The organism is Sedimentitalea sp. XS_ASV28, from assembly GCF_041224545.1.
GTDB lineage: Bacteria > Pseudomonadota > Alphaproteobacteria > Rhodobacterales > Rhodobacteraceae > Sedimentitalea.
Genome location: NZ_JBGFGP010000149.1, coordinates 32,291 through 52,375, shown reverse-complemented (window position 1 = coordinate 52,375; position 20,085 = coordinate 32,291). Strand labels below are relative to the sequence as shown.

At 63.0% G+C, this 20,085-nt stretch carries 22 protein-coding genes; 6 read left to right on the top strand and 16 right to left on the bottom strand.

Features of this window, described 5'->3' with window-relative positions; translation table 11 throughout:
- Positions 1-136: 136 nt before the first annotated feature.
- The 11 genes from AB9K34_RS15305 to AB9K34_RS15255 form a co-directional block, all read right to left on the bottom strand.
- Positions 137-457 carry a hypothetical protein gene (locus AB9K34_RS15305; RefSeq protein ID WP_369955294.1) on the bottom strand — a complete coding sequence of 107 codons (321 nt, stop codon included), beginning with the start codon at positions 455-457 and terminating at the stop codon, positions 137-139.
- Positions 458-470: 13 nt separating this feature from the next.
- Positions 471-1,196 carry a class I SAM-dependent methyltransferase gene (locus tag AB9K34_RS15300; protein WP_369955293.1) on the bottom strand — a complete coding sequence of 242 codons (726 nt, stop codon included), beginning with the start codon at positions 1,194-1,196 and terminating at the stop codon, positions 471-473.
- Positions 1,197-1,215: 19 nt separating this feature from the next.
- Positions 1,216-2,349, bottom strand: a complete 1,134-nt coding sequence (locus AB9K34_RS15295) for a cysteine desulfurase family protein (RefSeq protein WP_369955292.1) — start codon at positions 2,347-2,349, stop codon at positions 1,216-1,218.
- A complete protein-coding gene (locus tag AB9K34_RS15290) occupies positions 2,350-3,111 on the bottom strand; it encodes a TVP38/TMEM64 family protein (RefSeq protein ID WP_369955291.1) in 762 nt (253 codons plus the stop codon).
- A 10-nt stretch (positions 3,112-3,121) separates the two neighbouring features.
- On the bottom strand, positions 3,122-3,412 hold the full coding sequence (locus AB9K34_RS15285; RefSeq protein ID WP_369955290.1) for an SHOCT domain-containing protein: 291 nt from the start codon (positions 3,410-3,412) through the stop codon (positions 3,122-3,124).
- Positions 3,413-3,559: 147 nt separating this feature from the next.
- A complete protein-coding gene (locus AB9K34_RS15280; protein WP_369955289.1) occupies positions 3,560-3,985 on the bottom strand; it encodes a rhodanese-like domain-containing protein in 426 nt (141 codons plus the stop codon).
- On the bottom strand, positions 3,982-4,311 hold the full coding sequence (locus tag AB9K34_RS15275) for a rhodanese-like domain-containing protein (RefSeq protein WP_369955288.1): 330 nt from the start codon (positions 4,309-4,311) through the stop codon (positions 3,982-3,984). Before AB9K34_RS15275 ends, AB9K34_RS15280 begins: the two co-directional genes overlap by 4 nt.
- Positions 4,311-4,499: a DsrE family protein gene (locus AB9K34_RS15270; protein WP_369955287.1), complete on the bottom strand. Its 189-nt coding sequence runs from the start codon at positions 4,497-4,499 to the stop codon at positions 4,311-4,313. The genes AB9K34_RS15275 and AB9K34_RS15270 overlap by 1 nt, the downstream gene beginning before the upstream one ends.
- 175 nt (positions 4,500-4,674) lie before the next feature.
- A complete protein-coding gene (locus tag AB9K34_RS15265; RefSeq protein WP_369955286.1) occupies positions 4,675-5,394 on the bottom strand; it encodes a DUF1499 domain-containing protein in 720 nt (239 codons plus the stop codon).
- Entirely contained in the window at positions 5,387-6,703 is a 1,317-nt protein-coding gene (locus AB9K34_RS15260) for an MFS transporter (protein ID WP_369955285.1), read from the bottom strand. The genes AB9K34_RS15265 and AB9K34_RS15260 overlap by 8 nt, the downstream gene beginning before the upstream one ends.
- A 29-nt stretch (positions 6,704-6,732) precedes the next feature.
- Positions 6,733-7,581: a sterol desaturase family protein gene (locus AB9K34_RS15255; RefSeq protein WP_369955284.1), complete on the bottom strand. Its 849-nt coding sequence runs from the start codon at positions 7,579-7,581 to the stop codon at positions 6,733-6,735.
- A 221-nt stretch (positions 7,582-7,802) separates the two neighbouring features.
- Here AB9K34_RS15255 and AB9K34_RS15250 point away from each other — a divergent pair, with 221 nt between their 5' ends.
- From AB9K34_RS15250 to AB9K34_RS15240, 3 genes are read left to right on the top strand one after another with little or no spacing between them, the layout of a single operon-like run.
- On the top strand, positions 7,803-10,712 hold the full coding sequence (locus tag AB9K34_RS15250; protein ID WP_369955283.1) for an RND family transporter: 2,910 nt from the start codon (positions 7,803-7,805) through the stop codon (positions 10,710-10,712).
- A complete protein-coding gene (locus tag AB9K34_RS15245) occupies positions 10,709-11,557 on the top strand; it encodes an outer membrane lipoprotein-sorting protein (protein ID WP_369955282.1) in 849 nt (282 codons plus the stop codon). The genes AB9K34_RS15250 and AB9K34_RS15245 overlap by 4 nt, the downstream gene beginning before the upstream one ends.
- Before the next feature lie 18 nt (positions 11,558-11,575).
- Positions 11,576-13,006 (top strand): hypothetical protein, encoded by a 1,431-nt coding sequence (locus tag AB9K34_RS15240; RefSeq protein ID WP_369955281.1) that lies wholly within the window; start codon positions 11,576-11,578, stop codon positions 13,004-13,006.
- A 43-nt stretch (positions 13,007-13,049) separates the two neighbouring features.
- Here AB9K34_RS15240 and AB9K34_RS15235 read toward each other — a convergent pair whose 3' ends face one another.
- Genes AB9K34_RS15235 through AB9K34_RS15225 form a run of 3 tightly spaced genes read right to left on the bottom strand, consistent with a single transcriptional unit; the run spans position 13,050 to position 14,904 of the window.
- On the bottom strand, positions 13,050-13,676 hold the full coding sequence (locus AB9K34_RS15235) for a class I SAM-dependent methyltransferase (RefSeq protein WP_369955280.1): 627 nt from the start codon (positions 13,674-13,676) through the stop codon (positions 13,050-13,052).
- A gap of 32 nt (positions 13,677-13,708) precedes the next feature.
- Positions 13,709-13,825 carry a hypothetical protein gene (locus tag AB9K34_RS15230; protein WP_369955279.1) on the bottom strand — a complete coding sequence of 39 codons (117 nt, stop codon included), beginning with the start codon at positions 13,823-13,825 and terminating at the stop codon, positions 13,709-13,711.
- Entirely contained in the window at positions 13,822-14,904 is a 1,083-nt protein-coding gene (locus AB9K34_RS15225) for a sterol desaturase family protein (RefSeq protein ID WP_369955278.1), read from the bottom strand. Before AB9K34_RS15225 ends, AB9K34_RS15230 begins: the two co-directional genes overlap by 4 nt.
- A gap of 377 nt (positions 14,905-15,281) precedes the next feature.
- Here AB9K34_RS15225 and AB9K34_RS15220 point away from each other — a divergent pair, with 377 nt between their 5' ends.
- A complete protein-coding gene (locus AB9K34_RS15220) occupies positions 15,282-16,106 on the top strand; it encodes a helix-turn-helix domain-containing protein (protein ID WP_369955277.1) in 825 nt (274 codons plus the stop codon).
- 295 nt (positions 16,107-16,401) lie between these two features.
- Here the strand turns inward: AB9K34_RS15220 and AB9K34_RS15215 are convergent, their stop codons facing one another.
- The gene (locus AB9K34_RS15215; protein WP_369955276.1) at positions 16,402-16,602 is read right to left on the bottom strand and encodes a hypothetical protein; all 201 of its coding nucleotides are present in this window, start codon (positions 16,600-16,602) and stop codon (positions 16,402-16,404) included.
- Positions 16,603-17,252: 650 nt separating this feature from the next.
- Between AB9K34_RS15215 and AB9K34_RS15210 the strand changes: the two genes are divergently transcribed.
- Together AB9K34_RS15210 and AB9K34_RS15205 are read left to right on the top strand one after the other, a co-directional pair.
- A complete protein-coding gene (locus tag AB9K34_RS15210; protein ID WP_369955275.1) occupies positions 17,253-17,621 on the top strand; it encodes a hypothetical protein in 369 nt (122 codons plus the stop codon).
- Positions 17,622-17,741: 120 nt separating this feature from the next.
- On the top strand, positions 17,742-19,598 hold the full coding sequence (locus AB9K34_RS15205) for a ParB N-terminal domain-containing protein (protein WP_369955274.1): 1,857 nt from the start codon (positions 17,742-17,744) through the stop codon (positions 19,596-19,598).
- Between the two features lie 253 nt (positions 19,599-19,851).
- On the opposite strand, the gene AB9K34_RS15200 is transcribed toward AB9K34_RS15205, so the two are convergent.
- Complete coding sequence (locus AB9K34_RS15200; RefSeq protein ID WP_369955273.1) at positions 19,852-20,079, bottom strand: DUF6429 family protein; 228 nt, start codon at positions 20,077-20,079, stop codon at positions 19,852-19,854.
- Positions 20,080-20,085: the final 6 nt, after the last annotated feature.

Sequence of the window (20,085 nt, the reverse complement as noted above, 5' to 3'; positions counted from 1 at the left end):
CCGTCGGCATGCCCGCCTCTTGCTCCTTGATCATCCCGATAATCTGCGCCTCGGTAAAACGGCTCTTTCGCATTCGTCTGCTCCTTCAAGGTTGGGCAGACTCTACATCATGATGAGGGATTTCGCGGGGGGCAGGTCACTCCTCGGCCACCAGAACCGCAAAGGAGGCTCCAACCGCGGAACCGACCAAGCCAATCTCGACCCCTGCCTCCAAGCAAACAAAGAGTTCCGTATGATAGCAGGCCCAATCATCACGGCGCCATGCGCGGCCCTCGGCGGTCAAATGCCGAAGAATGTCGCCGTCGGGATCGAGCAGGCAGACCCGAGGTACCGCCCCCAGTTGCACGCCTTTCTGTCGCCGTGCCTCGCGCATGAGGCTTTCGGGCGTGAAGACCGATGCCGAGGCATACCGCTTTTGCGCGAGGATGGGCGGCAATTGGTCAGTGTCATCAGTCATAATGCTCCCCTTATTACTTGATCAAAGCAGGTTTCGTTGCTGTGAGAACAAGAAATGCCGCGCCGGCTGATGTCCAACGTCCGATGTTGGCGTCAATAGACGCCATGAGGCGCGCGGTGACGCCGAATGGTGGGTAGAAAATCGCTCCAGTAACGTTGGCATCAGTGAACCCTGTCGCCCGTGCGAGCGAAATGAGCTGCGATCGGTTGCGAAACCGCGCGCTTCGCCACACCGGTGATCCCAGCCACGCCTTGACGCGACGGAGCGCCGCCCACGCGTTCCAGCGCCCGAGTTCACCGAGCACGAAGCGGCCTCCGCCGCGCAGGCACCGCGCCATCTCGCTCATAGGTCTTTCGGCGTCATCGCTGAAACAGAGCGTCGCGACCGATATCACGATATCGAAGCTGGCATCGGCGAACGGCATGGCCTCGGCATCAGCGACCAGGAGCGTCAGCGCAACCCCCGCTTCTGCCGCACTTCGTTCGGCAGCGGCGATCATCTCAGGCGATGCGTCAACGCCTGTAACCAGAGCACCGCTACGCGCAAGCCTTATCGCCAAAACACCGTCGCCACACCCGACATCGAGAACGTTCAGCCCCCGCACAGGTCCGATGCGGTCGAGCAGGAGGCGCTCTTCGAGCGCATCCGTGATCCGACCGAGTGCGGATCGCCGCCAGCCAACATAGCTGGTGGGCAGAGCGCCAATGGCTGCATCGTGGTAGCTGGGCTCTCTGGTCACGTCCCCCCCTTCCGCGCGGTCAGACAATAGCTACTTGCAGGGCAGCGATGACCTTGTCGATTTCCTGTCTTGTCGTTCCGCGGCCGAGGCTGAAGCGGATGGCGCCCATCCCGACCTTGGGCTCCACGCCCATCGCCTCCAGCACCGGCGACAGTTCGATCCGGTCTGCGTGGCAGGCGGAACCGGTCGAGGCGGCCACGCCGTCGAGCGCGGCCAATATCTCGGACCCGACCCGTCCGACAAAGGAGACGTTCAGTGTGTTCGGCAGCCGTTCCACCACGTGACCATTCAGGGCCACGCCCGCGCCGAAGCGCTCTTTCAGTCCGTCCCAGAAATGATCGCGCAGCCGTTTCACCTGCTCCATGCCGGTAAGATCCGCGGCCAGATCGCAAGCCGCGCCGAGGGCCGCCGCCATCAGCGCGCTTTCGGTTCCGGCGCGGCGGCCGCCTTCATACCCGGCGCCGTGGATCAGTGGCTCAAGCGTCACCCCGCCGCGAATGAAGAGCGCCCCGATTCCCTTCGGCGCATAGAGTTTGTGGCCGGCGATGCTGAGCAGGTCTGCGCCTAGGTCATCGGCGCGCACCGGGATCTTGCCGACTGACTGCGCCGCATCCGCGTGGAAGGGAACGCCATGCTCCCGCGCAATGGCCGCGCAATCCTCGACTGGCTGGATCGTGCCGGTCTCATTGTTGGCGTGCATGACGCTGATCAGGATCGTGTCGGAAGAGATGGCGCGCCGCAGATCGTCGGGATCGATCATCCCGGTGCCATCGACCGGCAACCAGGTGACCCGCGCGCCGAGGCGCTTGAGAAACCGGCAGGGCTCGGTGATCGCCGGATGCTCGACCTGGGTGGTGATGATGTGTTTGCGGGGGCGGTCGCTGGCGAAAAATACGCCCTTCAGTGCGAGATTGTTGGCCTCACTTCCGCCGCTTGTGAAGACGATCTCGCTCGGCGAACACCCCAGAAGCGCGGCAACCTTGCCGCGCGCCGCCTCAACGGACTCCCGCGCCGGCGCGCCCGCCCAATGCGGGCTTGAAGGGTTGCCGAAGGCGCGTTCCAGCAGCCCGCGCATGACATCCGCCACTTCGGGCGCGATCGGCGTGCTTGCGTTGTAATCCAGATAAATTCGTTGCCCCGAGCTTCTGCCCATTTAATTCTCCCTTCGAGTGGACGGTTGCCGCCGCGATCTGCGCCAGTCGATCATCAGTTTGGCGAGGATCGGCGCGATCGTTACTATCCCCAGCGCCAGCACCGCCGCCATCGCCCGCCGCAGGTTTTCCGACGCCATCTCGCCGCCGAAATGCGCTAAAAGAAAGCTCGCCGGAATGATCCCGGCAAGCGTTGCGACGGCGAAGCGCCAAAAGGTGAGCGGGGTAAGCCCGGCGGCGTAGCTGACCAGATCGAAGGATACGAAGGGCAGAAGCCGGCTGAAGAACACGACCGCCATCAAGGTGTTTTGCGAACTCAGCACTCCCAGCGAGGGGCGGCGTCCGAGCCAGCGCGTCAGCACGTCCTGTCCGACCACACGGCCGATGGAAAAGGCGATAAGCGCCCCGGCCTCGGCGCCAGCGACCACATAGACCGTGCCCCAGACATGACCGTAGACCGCGCCGGATGCGACCGCGACCGGCGCGCTCGGGATCGGGTTGAGAACGATCGCCGTGGCCAGCAGCACGACGATCAGGATCGGCCCGAATACCCCCAGTCCCTCGACCCGGTCCCGCAGGCCCGGACCATCGGTGAGCCCGTCCAGCGCGCCCAGCCGCCACAACAGGGCGTAGAGCGCCGCCAGCACGGCAAGAGCGGCCAGGGCCGGGACAAGCCGCCAGCGCCTGCGACCGGCGTCAGGCGATGTTCGGTCCTCTGTGCCGTCTTCCGACTTCGTGCCCGGCCCGCTCACCGATCCGGCCATTCGAATACCCTCACTCGCCCAAAACGCGCCGCCGTTCCTCGAATTCCTCCTTGTCGATTTCACCGCGGGCGAAGCGTTCCTTGAGGATGTCGATAGGCGGGCGTCCCCCGGTTGGTCCCGCCCCCGACCGCGGCTCGCCGATCCAGCGCACCAGCACCACCGCCAGGGCAATCACCAGCGCCAGCACGATGATCATGAAGAACGGGCCGAAGATCATGCCGCCCCAGCCGCCGCCCCAACCCATCATCGGATGACCATACCAATAGTCGGGCACATCTCGGTTCGGCAACTGCTGAGCCAAGACCCGAGCCGGGACCAAGAAGAATCCGACGGCCACTCCTAAAATTGAGATCATTCTATGTTTGAACATCTTGCTATTCCTTTCAGTTTCAGTTGACCCGGAGGTGAGTACGTTCGTCGGTCGCAGCTCAGGGCGAACAATGCCAGTTCAAGGTTTGTAAGCGGCGTCCTGCTCCCAACCGACGAAACCGGTCTGGAGCACAACGACGTTGTCGCGCCCAACGACGCGCAGGGCGAAGGATGCCTGAGACGAGAGGCTGCCGGTATTGCAAAACAGAATGGTCTTGCGATCCGTTGGAATCTCGTCAATCCGGTCTAACACCTCGCGCCATTCGATATTGATCGCCCCGGGGATAGTGGCCGCTGCGTATTGCTCGGCGTCCCGCGTATCGATGAACAGGACGTTTTCAAAGACCTCCTCGTCGATCTGTTGTGGCAGGATGATCCCGGCCTCGTATTCCGAGAACATCATGTATTCCTGCATCGCCTCGATTGCGGCGTCTTGCGCCATGACAGGCGGCGCAAAGACGCCAAGTGCGACCGTTGCTGCCGCGAGAAAGTGTTTCAGCTTCATCCGGTGTTTCCTCCGTTCCGGTTACTGATTTGGCTGTTGCGCTTGAGCCAGCCGTTCGTGCCGCCCTCGAGCCAGAGCGCGCCGGGTTGGCTGCGGGTGCGTAGGAGCGCCGCGCCTTCTGCGGACCGGCCGCCGCCCTTGCTGCAGATGGTCACGGGAACCTTGGCCGCAGGAAATTCGGCCGCGCGGTCTCCCAGTTCGGTCAGCGGAATATGCACCGCATCCAAAACATGCGCGGCGGCGTAGTCCTCAGCATCGCGGACATCAATGAGGTAATACGGCGCGGGATCTTCGTCGAGCGCGGCGAAGGGAAGCATGTCTTGCATCAGAACACCAATACCTTGTCTGCGGCGAGCTCTGCCTGCGCAAGCTCGTCCGTTGTCGATCTTTCCGCACCGTCGAGCATGTCGCCATCAGCGAGGCCGCGGGCCTCCATGCGGGCCCCGCACATGGGCACTCGGCCCCTGGCGTTCAGCACTCGCCGGATCACGCGCTCGATGTTGTAGGTAGCCATCCGGTGTTTTCTGCCCCGCCTTGGCGCAAAGTACAGCGTCGGCCATCATGAGGACGGTGATCTCCGCCTCTGGGTCGTTCGTGACCAACGCATGGGCCATGCGCAAGCCGTTGAAGTTGCGCTCGGTTCCGTAGGGCTGGTCGTTCAACAGGATCTGGTGTTTCAACTTCGGTCCTCAGTTTGCAGCGGACTGCGCAAGATCGGAAAGGAAGGCTTCGATACGTCGGGCATTGGTGCCGCGGTCGATCTGCCCGAGGCGCGAGCGCGATCGCATGTCAATGCGCGAGCCGCTGTCGGTCTCCGTTACGCGGACGGCCACCTCGTCCTGGAAGCCGAAAACACGACTGGTCGCGATGGCTTCGATCTGCTCCTCTGCAGGGTCGTCCGAGAGCACCTCCCAGCCCCGCTCTTCCACCAGAGCCAGCGCTGCAGAGAACGCGTTGTCAAACGATAGTGGAAGGTCGAGTGGGCGCACATCGGGATAGGCCGTGCGCTGTGGTTCAGCGTTCGCGGCCGGATAATCGGTGGGCGTCACTGTGAACCAGAAGACCGGCGGGTCATCGATATCAGTCGAGATATCGTTGATCGGCGGTGTCGTTCGGGCGGCGAAATCGAAGGCTAGACCCAGCCCAGCGATGGGCAGCGAAAAAATCAGCCCCAACAGAACTGCCATGCCACCGCCTCGCCGTCGGCGCAGCCAATTGACGCCACCCGCCAGCGCCAATGCGACGCCAGCACTGGCTGCCCATGCACTCCAGCTCGCCAGGCGATATGCCTGCGTCCAGGGCCAATCGTTCAGACGAAACCCCCAGGCCGACACGGCAAACAGAAGGATCGAGCCGAACCCGAGCAGCACGGCGCTCAATCCAAGGCGGGTGGCCACCTTGTCATCCATTGGTTTTCTCCGTCTCATATGCAGGATTCAGGCGGGGATGGGTTTCCGTCATGCCGAGGATGAGCCAAAGGCCCGATCCCGCCATGGCGACCCCGGTGAACCAGAAGCCGGCCTCCAGCATGCCCGCCGCGTCGGCGATGAGCCCCATGGCGAGCGCGCCGATGGCGTAACCAAGATCGCGCCAGAAACGGTAGACGCCAAGCGCCGAGCCACGCCACGACGGATGCGAGATGTCACCCATCGCAGCGATCAGCGTCGGATAGAGCAGCGCCATGCCGACGCCGGTAACCGCGGCCGCCACGGCCCAAGCCGTGACGGTACCGAGGACCGGAAAGGACAGTACACCGCCTGCACATAGGAAAAAGCCGGCGACCGTCGGCCATTTGCGCCCAAAGACATCCGACAGTGGCCCGGTCCAGAGCTGGCTGCCGCCCCAGACGAAACCGTAGATGCCGGTGACCCAGCCGATCTCGATCAGGCTGGCACCCTTGGTGACCATGAACACTGGAACCAGCGCCCACATCAGCGCATCCACGAATTTCTCGACGCTGCCGGCCTGCGCCAGTGCCGAGAATGTCCGGTTTTTCCAGGTCACGAGAGCGAAGATTTGCCCCGAAGTGTGATCGTCCGGCCCCTCTACATAACGCGGTCGTGGACCTGTCGCCTCGCCGGACCTCTGCCGAGCGGCCTCGGCCCGGGCATAGGGTAGAGTCTCGGTAAAAGCGAGGAACCCAGCCACTAACGCCAGCAGAATGACCACGAGACCAAAGATGAACAGGCTCATCCGCGGATCGAAGTAACTCGCGAGATAGCCGGTCACGAGTCCAGCCAGCGCCACCCCGCCATATCCCGCGAACTCGTTAAATCCGGTCGCCAAGCCACGCTCGGTACTCTTCACGATGTCCATCTTGGCTGTCACAGTCATCGACCAGGCGAAGCCTTGGTTAACGCCCAGAAGTACGTTCGCCGCGACGATCCAACCCCAGGAAGGAGCCCATAGGATCATGAACGGAATCGGCAGCGCTACGAGCCAACCCCAGATCAAGACGCGTCCACGCCCGACCCGTTCAGATACGCGGCCGGAAACGAAGTTCATCGCACCTTTCACCAGCCCGAATGAGACGACGAAAGCGAAAAGCGCGGTCATCGACCCCTCGACCACGCCGAACTCGGTCTCAGCCAATGCGGGGATCACTGTGCGCTGCAACCCGATGGTCAGGCCGACGAAGAAGACCTGGAGAAGTTGTTCGAGGAACGGGCGCAGGTTTTCACGGATGCCTTGCGTGAATTCGACCGTCTCGCGCGCCATTGCGTCGCCGACGGAGGATGGCTGCATGTTCACGGCCCGGGCTTCCTGTCGTCGCGGTTGATGGCATAGCGGCTGGCGCGGCCCAGGACCGGCTGGATCAGCATCCGGTCGAGCCACAGGTCCCGCCGGGTGCGGAACTGCTCGATCCCGATCGTCATCTCCTCGTGCCCGTCGCGCGGCTGCGCCAGATAGGTGCCCAGCAGACGGTCCCACCACGGCAGGTTAAAGCCGAAGTTGCTGTTGGTCTCTCTGGGGTGCACCGAATGGTGCACACGGTGCATGTCGGGGGTCACGACGATCAGACGCAGGATGCGGTCGAGCCCCAGCGGGATACGGATGTTGGAGTGGTTGAACATCGCCGTGCCGTTCAGCACCACCTCGAAGACCAGCACCACCGCGGCGGGAGGTCCAAGGGCCGCCACCACGGCCAGTTTGATGCCCATCGACAAGAGGATCTCCACAGGGTGGAAACGCAAGCCCGTGGTCACGTCGAATTCCAGATCGGCGTGGTGCATCCGGTGCAGTCGCCAGAGCGCCGGCACGGCGTGAAACATCACGTGCTGCAGGTAGATCGCCAGATCGAGCGCGAGGAGCGAAACCACGAAGGCCACCCAGGCCGGCGCCTCGATCACGTTGAACAGCCCCCAGCCCCGCTCTTCGGCCATCAGTGCCAGGCCCACCGCCACGATCGGGAAGGTCAGCCGGACGAGGATCGTGTCGACCACAACAACCCCGAGATTGTTGGTCCAGCGCAGGACGCGGGGGATCTCACGCCGGCGCCGTGGCGCGGCCAGCTCCCAGATCGCCATCGCGATCAGGATACCCAGAAAGAAAGACAGGCGGAGCATTGCTTCGTTTTCCAGCAGCAGGTCGGTCATCAAGTTGGTCCTTGCACGGCGTGGGCGAATCTAGTAGTCAAGCTATCACTTGATTAATCTAGAGGCCGGAGCGATCGAATGTCAACCTGTGGCCCAAGCGTCTTCACGCGTCTGTGTTCAAAAGGCGGAAACACTCGCGCGTTTTCCACTCGATCGACGTTTGGACCAATGGGCGGCTCCGCAGCACAGCGGCGCTTCGCGACCAACCGAGGGGACGGGGCATGAGCACCGGCGGATTCGGCGGCGGCGTCATCCGCTTTTCATCCAGGCACCCGAAGCTGATCACCTGGGTCATGGCCCTGACGACCCTCGCCCTGGTTGTCGTGGCCGCACTTCCAACAATCTGGCCGAGGGCGTCCGAGTACCTGAACTCCGTCGCCGTGGACACCGATCCCGAGAACATGCTGCCGGAGGACGCCCCGGTCAGGGTTTTTCACAACGCGATGAAAGCGGAGTTCTCGATCTACGACATGGTGGTCGTGGGTATCGTCAACGAAACCGACCCGGACGGCGTCTTCAACCCCGGAACGTTGGCACGGATACATGAGCTCTCCCAGTTCGCACTGACTCTGCAGTGGCCCGATCCCGAAAACCCTGACCGCACGGTCGGCGTCGTCGAGGCGGACATGCTGTCGCCGATGACGGTGGACGACATCGAACAGGCCGGCGCCGGCGCCGTCAGCTTCAACTGGCTGATGCCCGAACCACCGGCCAGCCGCGAAGAGGCGCGCGCCATACGCGAGGCCGCCCTGCGCCTGCCTGTACTGGATGGCACGCTTGTCAGCGAGGATGGCAAGGCGCTGGCCCTTTACCTGCCTCTGACCAGCAAGGATCTCAGCTACAGGGTGCGCAAGGCAATCCTCGCCGAGGTCGAGGGTTGGCCCGCCGAGGACCAGGTCTATATCACCGGCCTGCCCGTCGCCGAAGACACGTTCGGCATCGAGATGTTCATTCAGATGGCAATCACGGCCCCCCTGGCGATGATCGTTGTGTTTCTGGCGATGTGGTGGTTCTTTCGCAGCCCGGTTCTGATCTTCTCGCCAATGCTGCTGGCAATGGCGAGTGTGGCGGCAACGATGGCGCTCCTGGTGATTACCGGGAACACAATCCACATCATGAGCTCGATGATCCCGATTTTCATCATGCCGATCGCCGTGCTCGACGCGGTACATATCCTCTCGGAATTCTTCGATCGATATCCGCGCACCGGGGATCGCCGCAAGACCGTGACAGAGGTGATGCGGAACCTCTTCACCCCGATGCTGTTTACCAGCCTTACCACCGCCGCCGGCTTCGCCTCGCTCGCCCTGACACCGATCCCGCCCGTGCAGGTGTTTGGCGTCTTCATCGCCATCGGGGTGGCGCTTGCCTGGCTCTGGTCGATGACGTTCATCCCCGCCTACATAATGATGATCCCGGAGCGCAGGCTGGAAAGCTTCGCCCGCCTGGGGGCTGCCAAGGCGGCGGACGATACGTCCATGGGCCGCGCGCTCGGCGCCACCGGGCGATTCACCTTCCGCAAGTCCAGGCTGGTCCTCGTCGGCACGGCTGCGGTGGCGGTCCTTGCCGGTTTCGGCATCACCCGCATCGAGATCAACGACAACCCGGTCAAGTGGTTCACCCCCTCGCACCCGATCCGCGTCGCCGACCGCGTGCTCAATGAACATTTCGGCGGCACCTATATGGCGTATCTCGCGCTTGACGCCGGCGATGCCGGGGCCGTGTTGGGGGACTACACCCCGGGGCTCATGGAGCGCGCCGCCGCGCGCGGACAAGCCCTTCAGACCGAGGGCGTACCTGGCGCGCTGGAGGCGTTCGGCGGCCTTTCGGCCGCGGTGCGCCGCGAGGCAGCGGGCGCGGCGTCCGTCGAGGCCCTGCTCGACGCCCTTGGCGCCTATGCCGACGCCCAGGCGGAGGCCGCATCGGACGAGACTTATGAGGCATGGAGCGAGGTACGGCTCTTCGTGGACGCCGAGCGTCAGCGCGGCGAGGTGTTCAAGCAGCCCGAGGCACTGAGATACATCGAAGCCCTGCAGGCGCGGCTGGCCGCTATCGACGTGGTCGGTAAGTCGAGTTCGCTCGCCGATGTCGTCAAGACCGTGCACCGGGAGCTGTTTTTGGGTGAGGACCGCGCCTTCCGCATTCCGAACACGCCGGACGCGGTCGCCCAGACCCTGTTGACCTTCCAGAACAGCCACCGTCCCGACGATCTTTGGCATTTTGTGACCCCGGACTACCGTAAGACCAGCATCTGGGTGCAACTCAGAAGCGGCGACAACCAGGACATGACCAGGGTGCTTTCGGCGGTCGACGCGTTCGTGGCCGCCAACCCGCCGCCCTTCGATCTGCAGCCACGGTGGTTCGGGCTGAACTACCTCAACGTCGTGTGGCAGGAGGAAATGGTGCGCGGCATGTTCCAGGCCCTGCTGGGCAGTGCGTTGGTCGTGCTGCTGCTGATGACGCTGCTGTTCCGCTCAGCGCTCTGGGGGCTTCTGTCCATGGTGCCGCTCACGGTGTCGATCGGTCTGATCTATGGGCTGATCGGGTTGGTCGGAAAAGCCTATGACATGCCGGTGGCGGTGATGAGTTCGCTCAGCCTCGGGCTCGCGATCGACTACGCCATCCATTTTCTCGCGCGTACCAGGGCCGCCGTCTCGCGGACCGGCCGTTGGCGCACGGCCGTGGGCGAAGTGTTCGCCGAGCCGGCCCGGGCGATCACACGCAACGCGATCGTCTTAGGCGTCGGATTCCTGCCGCTGATCGCCGCCCCGCTGATGCCCTACAAATCGGTCGGGTTCTTCATCGCGGCGATTCTGGTCGTTGCCGGGCTCGCCAGCCTGCTGATCCTCCCGGCGCTGATCACGGTTTTCCAGAAGTGGCTCTTCCCGGAGAAGCTGCGGATCGCGATGGTCTGGAACCTGGCCACCTATCTGGCCGTCGTCTGGGCGTTTGTCGCACTGGTGGCGCTGCTGATCTACCGGTTTCTCGACATGCCCGCCGTCCCGGTTTCGGCGGCTGGGGCCATCGCCGCGGCGATCCTGACTGCCGCCGGCACCCCGCTGACCTTGCGCCGGACGCGCAGGGCATTCCCTCACTCCGTCCCGGCAGAAATGAAGGAGGAAACGTCATGACTGCTCAACGCTCCTTCCGCGCGCTCGCGGCGATTGCCGTCCTCTCCGCGGTTGCCCTCCTTGCTAATCCGGGTGCCCGGGCCAATGCCCAGGCGGCTCCCTCCGTCACCGAAATGGTCAATCGCGCCAATCTGGCGAGCTATTTCCAGGGCAACGACGGCCGCGTCAGGGTGAGCATGACGATCACCGACAGCCAGAAACGCACGCGAACGCGCGAAATGACCATCCTGCGTGTCGACGGCCCGCGAACCGACTCGCTCGCCGGTCGGGCCTACCTCGGCCCGCAGAAATACTATGTCTATTTCACGCGGCCGGCGGATGTGAACAAGATGGCGTTTCTGGTCTGGAAGCAGCAGAACCGCGACGATGACCGCTGGCTGTATCTTCCTGCTCTCGACCTCGTCAAACGCATCGCGGCGGCCGACAAGCGTACCAGTTTCGTGGGGTCTGACTTTTTCTACGAGGATGTGTCGGGGCGAAATATCGATTTCGACACCCACGAACTGAAAGAGGTCACGGCCAATTTCTACGTGCTGCGAAACACGCCGAAGCGACCGGGGTCGGTCGAATTCGCCTATTACGACATGTACCTCCACAAGGGAACATTCCTGCCGGTGCGGGTGGAATATTTCGACCGCAGAGGCCGGAAGTACCGCGTCTACGACGCGCTCGAAGTCAAGACGATCCAGGGTAGGCCGACGGTGGTCAAAGCCCGGATGTCCAACCTCAATACCGGCAGTTCAACCGTCGTCACCTATCGCAACGTGCGCTACGACGTGGGTCTTCCCGATGGCATATTCAGCGAGCGATACCTGCGTCGCGCCCCCACCGAGTACCTGCGGTAAAGACCGATGAGAACCGCCATGTCACCACGAGCCAAGATGCCGGCGCTCGCGGCACTGCTGGCGATCACACTTTCCCCCGTCGCGCTCCACGCCGAGCCGGCGCTGCCCGCCGGTTTGAGCGCCCCCACGGGCGAGCTGGCGTTACCGCCCGGTCTGGCCGGCGGCGAAGAGCCTCTGCTTCCAGCCGGCCTGGGCGGAACGTCGGAAATTCCGGAAGGCGAGGACGACACCCGCCCCGCGCTGCCCTTCGGGCTGACCGGGTTCTGGGAGGTCCGCGGCGGGCTGCGGCTGCAGGACGACCCCTACGAACGCGATGCGTCGCTGGCCGAAACGCGGCTGCATTTCGAGGCCGATAAGACCCTCGGCGAGGCGTCGCTGCGGTTTTCCGCCGATCTCCTTCTGGATGGTTTGGCCGATGACCGTGGCACCGTTGATCTGGAAACCGGCAACGGCTTCTTCGACCTGCGCGAAGCAAATCTGGTTTTTTCGCCGCTCTCGAACGTGGATGTGAAGGCCGGCCGCCAGATCCTGACCTGGGGTACTGGCGACTTCATCTTCATTAATGACCTGTTTCCCAAGGACTGGAATTCCTTCATTCTTGGCCGCGACGACGCCTATTTGAAGGCGCCCTCCGATGCGATCAAGCTCTCTGCCTTCAGCCCGCTGGCCAACCTCGATGTGGTTTACACGCCGCGCTTCGACGCCGATCGCTTCATTGACGGGAGCCGTGTGTCCTATTTTTCGCCAGGTCTGGGGCGTCTTGCCGGACGCGATGCCATCATTTCAGCCGATCGCCCGAGCGATTGGGGCGTGGACGACGAGTGGGCGGCTCGGCTCTACCGGAATGTCTCGGGCTACGAGGTCGCTGTCTATGGCTATGATGGGTTCTGGAAGAGCCCCGCCGGAGTTGACCCGTTGACCGGCAACGCCACCTTTCCGAGGCTTTCGGCCTATGGTGCCAGTCTGCGCGGGCCACTGGGCCGCGGTATCGCGAATGCCGAACTCGGATATTACGCGTCGCGCGAAGACCCCGATGGCGACGATCCGAACGTCCGCAACAGCGAATTCCGATTTCTGTTGGGCTATGAGCAGGAGATCGGCCGCGATCTCACGCTGGGTGTTCAGTATTATCTCGAACAGATGCAGGGCTACGGCGCGTTCCTGGGCGCGCTGCCCGCAGGTGCCATCGCACCCGAAAGGAACCGGCACGTGGTGACCGGGCGCCTCACCTGGCTGACCAACGCGCAGACCGTCCGATGGTCGCTCTTCGGCATGTACTCGCCCACCGACCGCGACGCGATGATCAGACCCAGCGTCCGATATGACGTCAACGACCGGTGGGCCGTCGAGGCCGGGGCCAACATCTTCGTCGGCAAGAATAGCATGACCTTTCTTGGCCAGTTCGAGAACAACAGCAATGCCTATGTGTCTTTGCGTTACGGGTTTTGATTCTGCCTGAGCGCTCGGAGTGGTTGTGCGCAATTTCGCATCCTCACGGCTTGCCCGAGCACGTCCAATGCACCAGGCGAGACCCGAAGCGGCCGGAACATGTCTCAATTGTCTGAAAGCCGACCCCGGCGAGAGTGGTTTCGATCTCGCTCACGCTGCGAAACCTGTAGACCGTGCTCGGGTAGGTCTCCAAGGCGCGCCTGTCCTCGGTTGATCGAAAGCACAACACGAAAGATCCTCCGGGCTTCAGTACACGGAAGATCTCGGCCAGGTGCTCGGTCGGGTCCGGCCAGAAATAGATTGTGTGCACCGAAAGCGCCTTGTCGAACCGGTTGTCCGGAAAGGGCAGAGCAGCAGTGTCGGCACAATGAAACGTCAGGCGCGTGTCCCAGACCGCATCACGGTTTCTGGCGCGGGCGCGCTTCAGCATGACCTCGGAGAAATCCACGCCGGCGCTGTCCGAAAGGCGCACCATGGCACCAGCCTCGAAAAGTGTTTCGCCGTGGCCGCAACCGATGTCGATCAGGCTATCGCCGTCTGCCAGGTCGAGCATGTGGAGGGCGCGTTCGTTCTCGGGCCGCGTCTCTCGCGCCATGACGCGGGCGACGATGTGGCCGAGCCATCCGGTCGGCTTGCGGCCTTGGCGGGCGATGAATTCAGGTTTGCTCATGATAGTTGCTCCAGATGAAGGTTGGGCCAAATTCACTCGGCGCTTTCTAGGGCGCGTTTCAGCGAGCGAACGGAATGCCAAATCTGCGAGGTGCAGAAGGAACCCCCGCAGCCGCGCACGGCAATTGAGTCGGGGCTGCATCGGGTCACCGAGCCACGATAGATGCGCCCGTTTTGGGGTTCTTCAGTTGACCCGACCAGCCATCTTCATCGCGGTGCAGGTTGGTGACGATGAGGTTCCCCTGCCGGGCATGCGGCACCTCCGCAGGGTCCCACGCCCAGACCATCCGGCCGCAAGTCAGATCTGGGTTGGCGCCGCAAGGCTCGAACCGGACGATGATGCCGAGGCCGGGTGATGCATAGGCCCCGGACAGACGCTCAGCGCGCGCGTCCGACAGTCCGAAACCTGCAATGATCGCGAAGGCGAGCATGACGGCGCGGACGGATTGCCACGAGACAGGTTTGGCCACCCGTCCGAAGGCTTCGTGATAATCGGGATGCTCCGTCCCCATCAGCCGGTCCCACCAGGTGAAGTAGAGGCCGAGGTTATAGCCGGCATGGGCATGGTGCAGATCGTGGTGGGTGACGGTCGTCATCCAGTCAAACAGCGGTCTGCCGTGCCGGTTGGCCGGGAATAGCTCGTAGCCCGAATGCCCGATCGCGTTGCGGAGCATCATGTGCGTGACGAAGATCAGGATCGCCACCGGGTGCGCGGGCAGGACAAGCAAGATCAGCGGCAAGTAGATTGCATTCGCGACCGCCTCGCCCAGATCGAAGCTGTAGGAGGTGAATGGCGTGGGATTGTATGACCGGTGATGCAGCCGGTGAAAGCGGCGAAATAGCGGTGGGTAGTGAAAAAGTCTGTGCGACCAGTAGAACCAGGCGTCGTGGGCGACGATCAGAACCGCTGTGCTGAGAATAAGATAGGTCCAGCCGTAGGTGGCGATCTCGGTATAGATCGGGACCATCCCGGTCTCCGCCCCCAGAACGATCAGCGTCCCGTTCAGAGCAAAGACCAAAACCGTGCGCAGGCTCGTCAGGATTTCACGGTGGATCTGACTCCCCGGTGGCTTTTCCGCCCGGATCTTCCTCGCGCGCAGCCGGGCGGCCAACGCAATGTTCACGACCAAGTAGACACCGCCCGCGCCGATTGCGTAACGCAGTAGATCCGTTGCGAGAACGCCGGAGAATATCCCGGCGAGATGATCGATAGGACATTGCTTCGTCATGATGGTCTCCTGTTTGCGGGTGCTCCCGACCACATGGAACACCGGGGCATTGCTGCGCTCGCCGTATTCCAAAGTCGCAATGCGAATTCTGGAATCGGCGCGGCTTTTTCGGATTCGGCGCGCCTATCACGGTTGACCGGTTCACCGGTCTGGGCTTCGCTCGATCCATGGACGACTTGGCGATGAGGATTGATCTCTTTTTGAGAGGCGGTGCGGTGACGGCGCTGAAGATTTGCGCGCTGGTCTTCTTGGTCGACCGCACGGTCTGGCCACGAGGTCTATCGGTGCCGGCCCTCTGTTTCGGACTATGCGCCTACCTGCTTGTGTCGTCGCCAAACCTGGGACTTTCCGGGACCCGGTTGGAAACCGTTCTCGTCATGGTAGCCGGTGTGGTACCGGTTCTGGCGGTCTGGGCCGGGGCCGAGGTGTTCTTAGACCGACCGGTTTACCGGCCTTGGCATGGCGCGATGGCGGTCCTGGTTTGTGCAGGTGCGTGGCTTGCACCCATCCTGCCGTTCGCGGCGACGCTGCGGGGCATCCTTGTCGTCCTGCTTTATGTGGCACTACTCTACGTTACACTTTCCACCGCTGCCGGTGATCTGGTCGAAACCCGCCGCCGGTTCCGCAGGTGGTTTGTGTCGCTCATGGCCCTGACCGGTCTCGGGATCTCGCTAGTCGAGCTACTGAGCCTCGACGCCGCGCTGCCGTCCGTGGTGTACCCGCTCCACGCTTCGGCATTTCTGGTGCTGACGCTCCTGTTTCTATCCTGGACAATACGGATCGCACCCGATCTCTGGCCCCTCCGAAAGGAGTCCGATCTGCCGCCTGCAATGCCGCTTTCAGCTGCCGATTCCGCAGTTCTGCAACGGATCGAGGCGGCGATGGATGATGGTATCTGGCGACAAGAAGGTCTGGCGATCGGTCAGCTTGCGGCTGCTGTGGACGCACCGGAACACCGAGTCCGGCGTGCGATCAACAAGGGGCTTGGTTACCGTAACTTCGCCCAATTCGTAAACGAACGCCGGATCGAAGCGGCCCGTGAGGTCCTGTCCGATCCGGCGCGTGCCGATAGGCCCGTTCTGACCATCGCCTACGACGTCGGCTTCGCCTCAGTCGGACCTTTCAATCGTGCATTTCGCGCCATTGCCGGACAATCACCTACAGAATATCGGAAAGAGCACTCCGCAGTTCCGATGCCCTGACGTTCAGGGTGCATATTTGCACTCGGCGCTTGTTCAAAGCGGCCGCTCAGTTGAAATGCCGTCCATTTGGGCCGCAGAGCGGATATCGCATGTACAGGAAACCAGTCTCTCCCCCTGAATAGTTCCATCTGAAGGAAATGGCAGAATCCCCGCCTTCCATTGGTTCCTGTTCCGCAATGCATTGGTTTAAGAGGGCTCTGAGCGGTCAACTGGCGATTTCTGTGAGGCGCTGGAAAGCGCGGGGCAGACAGCCCCCTTTCAAGAGCCGGCCGCCTTGCGGCGGCCGGCCCAGGCTTTACTCCGTGACGTCGCGGGTGCTTGGCTGGAAGGCGACCAACTCGGTGGCGCCGACCGGAAAATCCAGCTTGATCGTCAGGAAGGTCTCGCCGGTGTCGCGTTTGGTGTTCTCGAAGGCCGCGCCCACCCGGCGGTAGGCCGTCTTCTCGGTGCCGTTGTCGTCGTACTTGACCGGGACGGTGATGGTGTAATGGGTCATGAGATGTCTCCTTGTTTCGATGAAGGTGACAAGGCGCGTCGCTCCAGGGTGCGGCGCAGGCGGAAACGCGGAGGGTCCGTCCATGGAAGCCGTTTTTCCGCTTGCCGGAGCTCTGACCCGGGAACGCCAAACCCGCGATGCGCAACCGCTCATCTCTCGGGAAAACAGGAGAGACCTCCCCTGTCCCTACAGATGGGCCGTTCGCGTCCGACGAGCCCACGCTACGCATTAGGAAGCGGTGATCCCGCTGGCTCCGCGGGATCGAGGATCCAAAGGACACCGGGTCCTCCGCTCCGCTCTAAGCCCAGTGACCGTTTCCCAATCGAGTGATCCGCCTGCCAGCCCCTGGTGCCGGCGTCAACGGGCGAGCGCCGCGCGTGCCGCGCGTCGGCTGCGCAGGGGCTCCCGTGTCCTCGCGCTTCGCGCTGCGGGCCGCACCACGCCCCTGCTTCGCCCCATTGACCCCTGCCCCAGCGACCGCAGATCGGGGCTTTGCCCTCGCCTGCTCTGCCCTCCGGAAGACGCGGGGGTCTTCCGAATGTCAGAGACAGGAGAGGCCTTCGCCCAAAGGCGGAAAGCGGGCCTGGGCCGAGAAGTCATCAACAAACGAGACCCGCGCCGCTCCAACCACGAAGGAAAGGAGCCTGCACATGGGCCTCGACCAATACGCATACATCAAGACCGCGGAGAGCGGCGAAGAAGGCGAAACCCCGAAGTTCGTCTGGCGCAAACACTCCAAGCTGCAGACCTTCATGGAGGCGCTCTACGAGGACCGCACCGGGCTTGCGGCCTCCGACCTGAATTGCGGCGAGTTGCGGCTTGAGGCCAGCGACATCGACAGACTGGAGCAAGCCGTAACGGACAGCACCCTGCCCCAGTGCGGTGGCGGGTTCTTCTATGGCCACCAGTTCCAGGACGAGCAGGCGACGGAATACCGAGACTACGATCTCGAATTCTGCGCATGGGCGCGGGCCGAACTCGAGCAGGGGTCAACCGTCATCTACTCCTGTTGGTGGTGACCCCGGGGACCGGTCGCAAGCGCCGGTTCCCGGCCCTGCCCTCCCCTTCGAAACTAACCCAGCCGCCGGTCGCGATCCCGCGATCCGGGCTGGTAGTCCAAATCTCAAAAGGACAAGACCATGACCAAGCAACAGACCATCACGGCCGACGGAACCATCCAGCATATCCCATTGGAAAAACTGTATATTACCGATCTCAATCCGCGTACGACCGTCTCCGAGGCGCATATCGACAGCCTTGCCGACAGCATCGAGCGCTTCGGCCTGATCCACAATCTGGCGGGTATCTTGGACTCGGACGGTAAGGTCGGAATCGTCGCGGGTGGCTGCCGCCTACGGGCGATCCAGAAAATCGTCGAGCGCTCCGAGGGCCATCCCTTTGCCACCCTGCCGGTGAAACTGGCGACGGACGCGGCGGAGGCCGAGGACTGGGCCAGCGCCGAGAACGCCGCGCGGGAGGACATGACCCCCGCCGATGAAATCCGCGCCTTTGGTCGGATGAAAAAGCGCGGCGCATCTGTGCCGGAGATTGCGCTGGCCTTCGCGGTCTCCGAGGCCCGTGTCTACCAGCGGCTGGCGCTCGCCGGTCTGCCCGAGCCGGTGCTCGATGCTTTGGCGGCGGGCGAGATCAGTCTTGGGACGGCCAAGGCCTTCACCCTGTCGCAGGACGAGGCGCTCACGCTCGATATTCTGGTTCAGGTCAAAGGACAGGCCGTCTCGGAAGCCGCAATCAAGAATGCGCTGCATCCCGACGCGATCAAGGCCACCGACCGTCGCGCCCGGTTCGTCGGCATTGAAGCTTACGAGGTCGAGGGCGGCACGGTGACGCGGGATCTGTTCTCCGACGAGGTCTTCCTCGCTTCCCCTGCCCTTCTGGACCGGCTGTTCGAAGAAAAGCTGGACGCCGCACGGGCCGATCTGGTTGAGAGCGAAGGCTGGGCCTGGGCCGAGGCTAGGCGCGAGGCCTGGCTCAACTACTACGAGCTGGACCAGATGAATCTGGCTCGGCTCTACCCGGTGGAAGGCGATCTGACGGAAGACGAGACGCAAGAATATGACGAACTCGCGGACCTCGCAAATGGCGGGGTGCTGGACGCGGAGGGTGAGGCGCGGCTCGCGGTACTGCAGGCGATCCTTGATGGCGAGTATTCCGATGATCAGAAGGCCCATTCCGGCTGCATCCTGCTTGTGAACAATGCCGGCAAGGGCGAGGTCCCCGCCGGGCTGGTCCGCGCCGAGGACAAGAAAGCGGCAATCGAGGCGGGTGTCCTGCAAGCACCGCAGATGACCAAACCTGACGCCCCGAAATCCCCCTACTCGCAGAAGCTGGTCGCCGACATGCAGGCGATCCGGCTTGCGGCGGTGCAGGCGGCGCTTCTGGCCAAGCCGGAACTGGTTCTGGACCTGTTAGGGTTCGGTCTGTCGGAGGCGTCGGGCAGCTTCGAAAGTGTTTTCGGGTTCCGGTTGGAACGCCCGACCAATGTTCCGAGCGTCGAGGACGGCTTTGACCACGAACCGCGTCTCGACCACGGAACCGATCCGACCGCCTATTGGCAGAATGGAACACGGGTCGAGGACCTGTCTGAGGCTTTCGCCATCTTCCGGGAGGATGGCAAGAAGGCGCGGAACGCCAAGATCACCGAAGCCATCGCCCGCACCCTGCCCTATCAGGCCGGTGGCGCGGAGTTCTTTGGCCTCATCGCGGAGGAAGCCGGGGCGGAAATCCGCAAGCACTGGACGCCCACGGCGGAGAATTTCTTCTCGCGGGTGTCGGCGGGACATCTTGTCGATTTGCTTTGCGAATTCCTCGATTGTGATGCGCGCGATGAACGGGCCGCGGCGTTTGCCAAGCTCAAGAAGGCGGAGAAGGCCGACAAGATGGAAAAACTGGTGAGCGATCCGACGACCCAGAAGCTGATGAAGCTGACTCCAGAGCAGAAGACCAAACTCGACACATGGGTGCCCGACTGCACCTGACGGCTCCTTCGTGGGAGACCCAACTGGCCCCGCTTCGGCGGGGCTTTTCTTGTTTATGTTCGACCGACTTACGGCCCAAGAATTTTCCGGCGGCGGGGCAGAAGGCCGGGCCCCCTGCCCCGCCGCCGGACCGGCGCTATCCGCGCTGGAGCACCGCATGTGCGGTGCATTGAAGCCGAGAGCCACCTGCCGCTCCAACCGCTGAAGGCAGCTGAGGTGCCAGGTGAGACTTATGCTGAAGAGCCCTCGTTGGTCATTCTTTACCGAATAGGTCTTCCAACGAACGTCTGGCCAGCTCCAATCCTCGCTCGGTCAGAACAAGGGATTTTGCCTGGTTTGCCGGGGTTTCGATCAGGCCTTTTGCATGAAGCCGGTCGGTGACCTCCCAATCTATCCCTTTCCAAACACGCGCGTCGTCATGAAGTGTCAGGCTCAGAATGGCCAAGGCGGCGGCGTCCAGTTTGTCGGTATCGATATCCATGGTTTG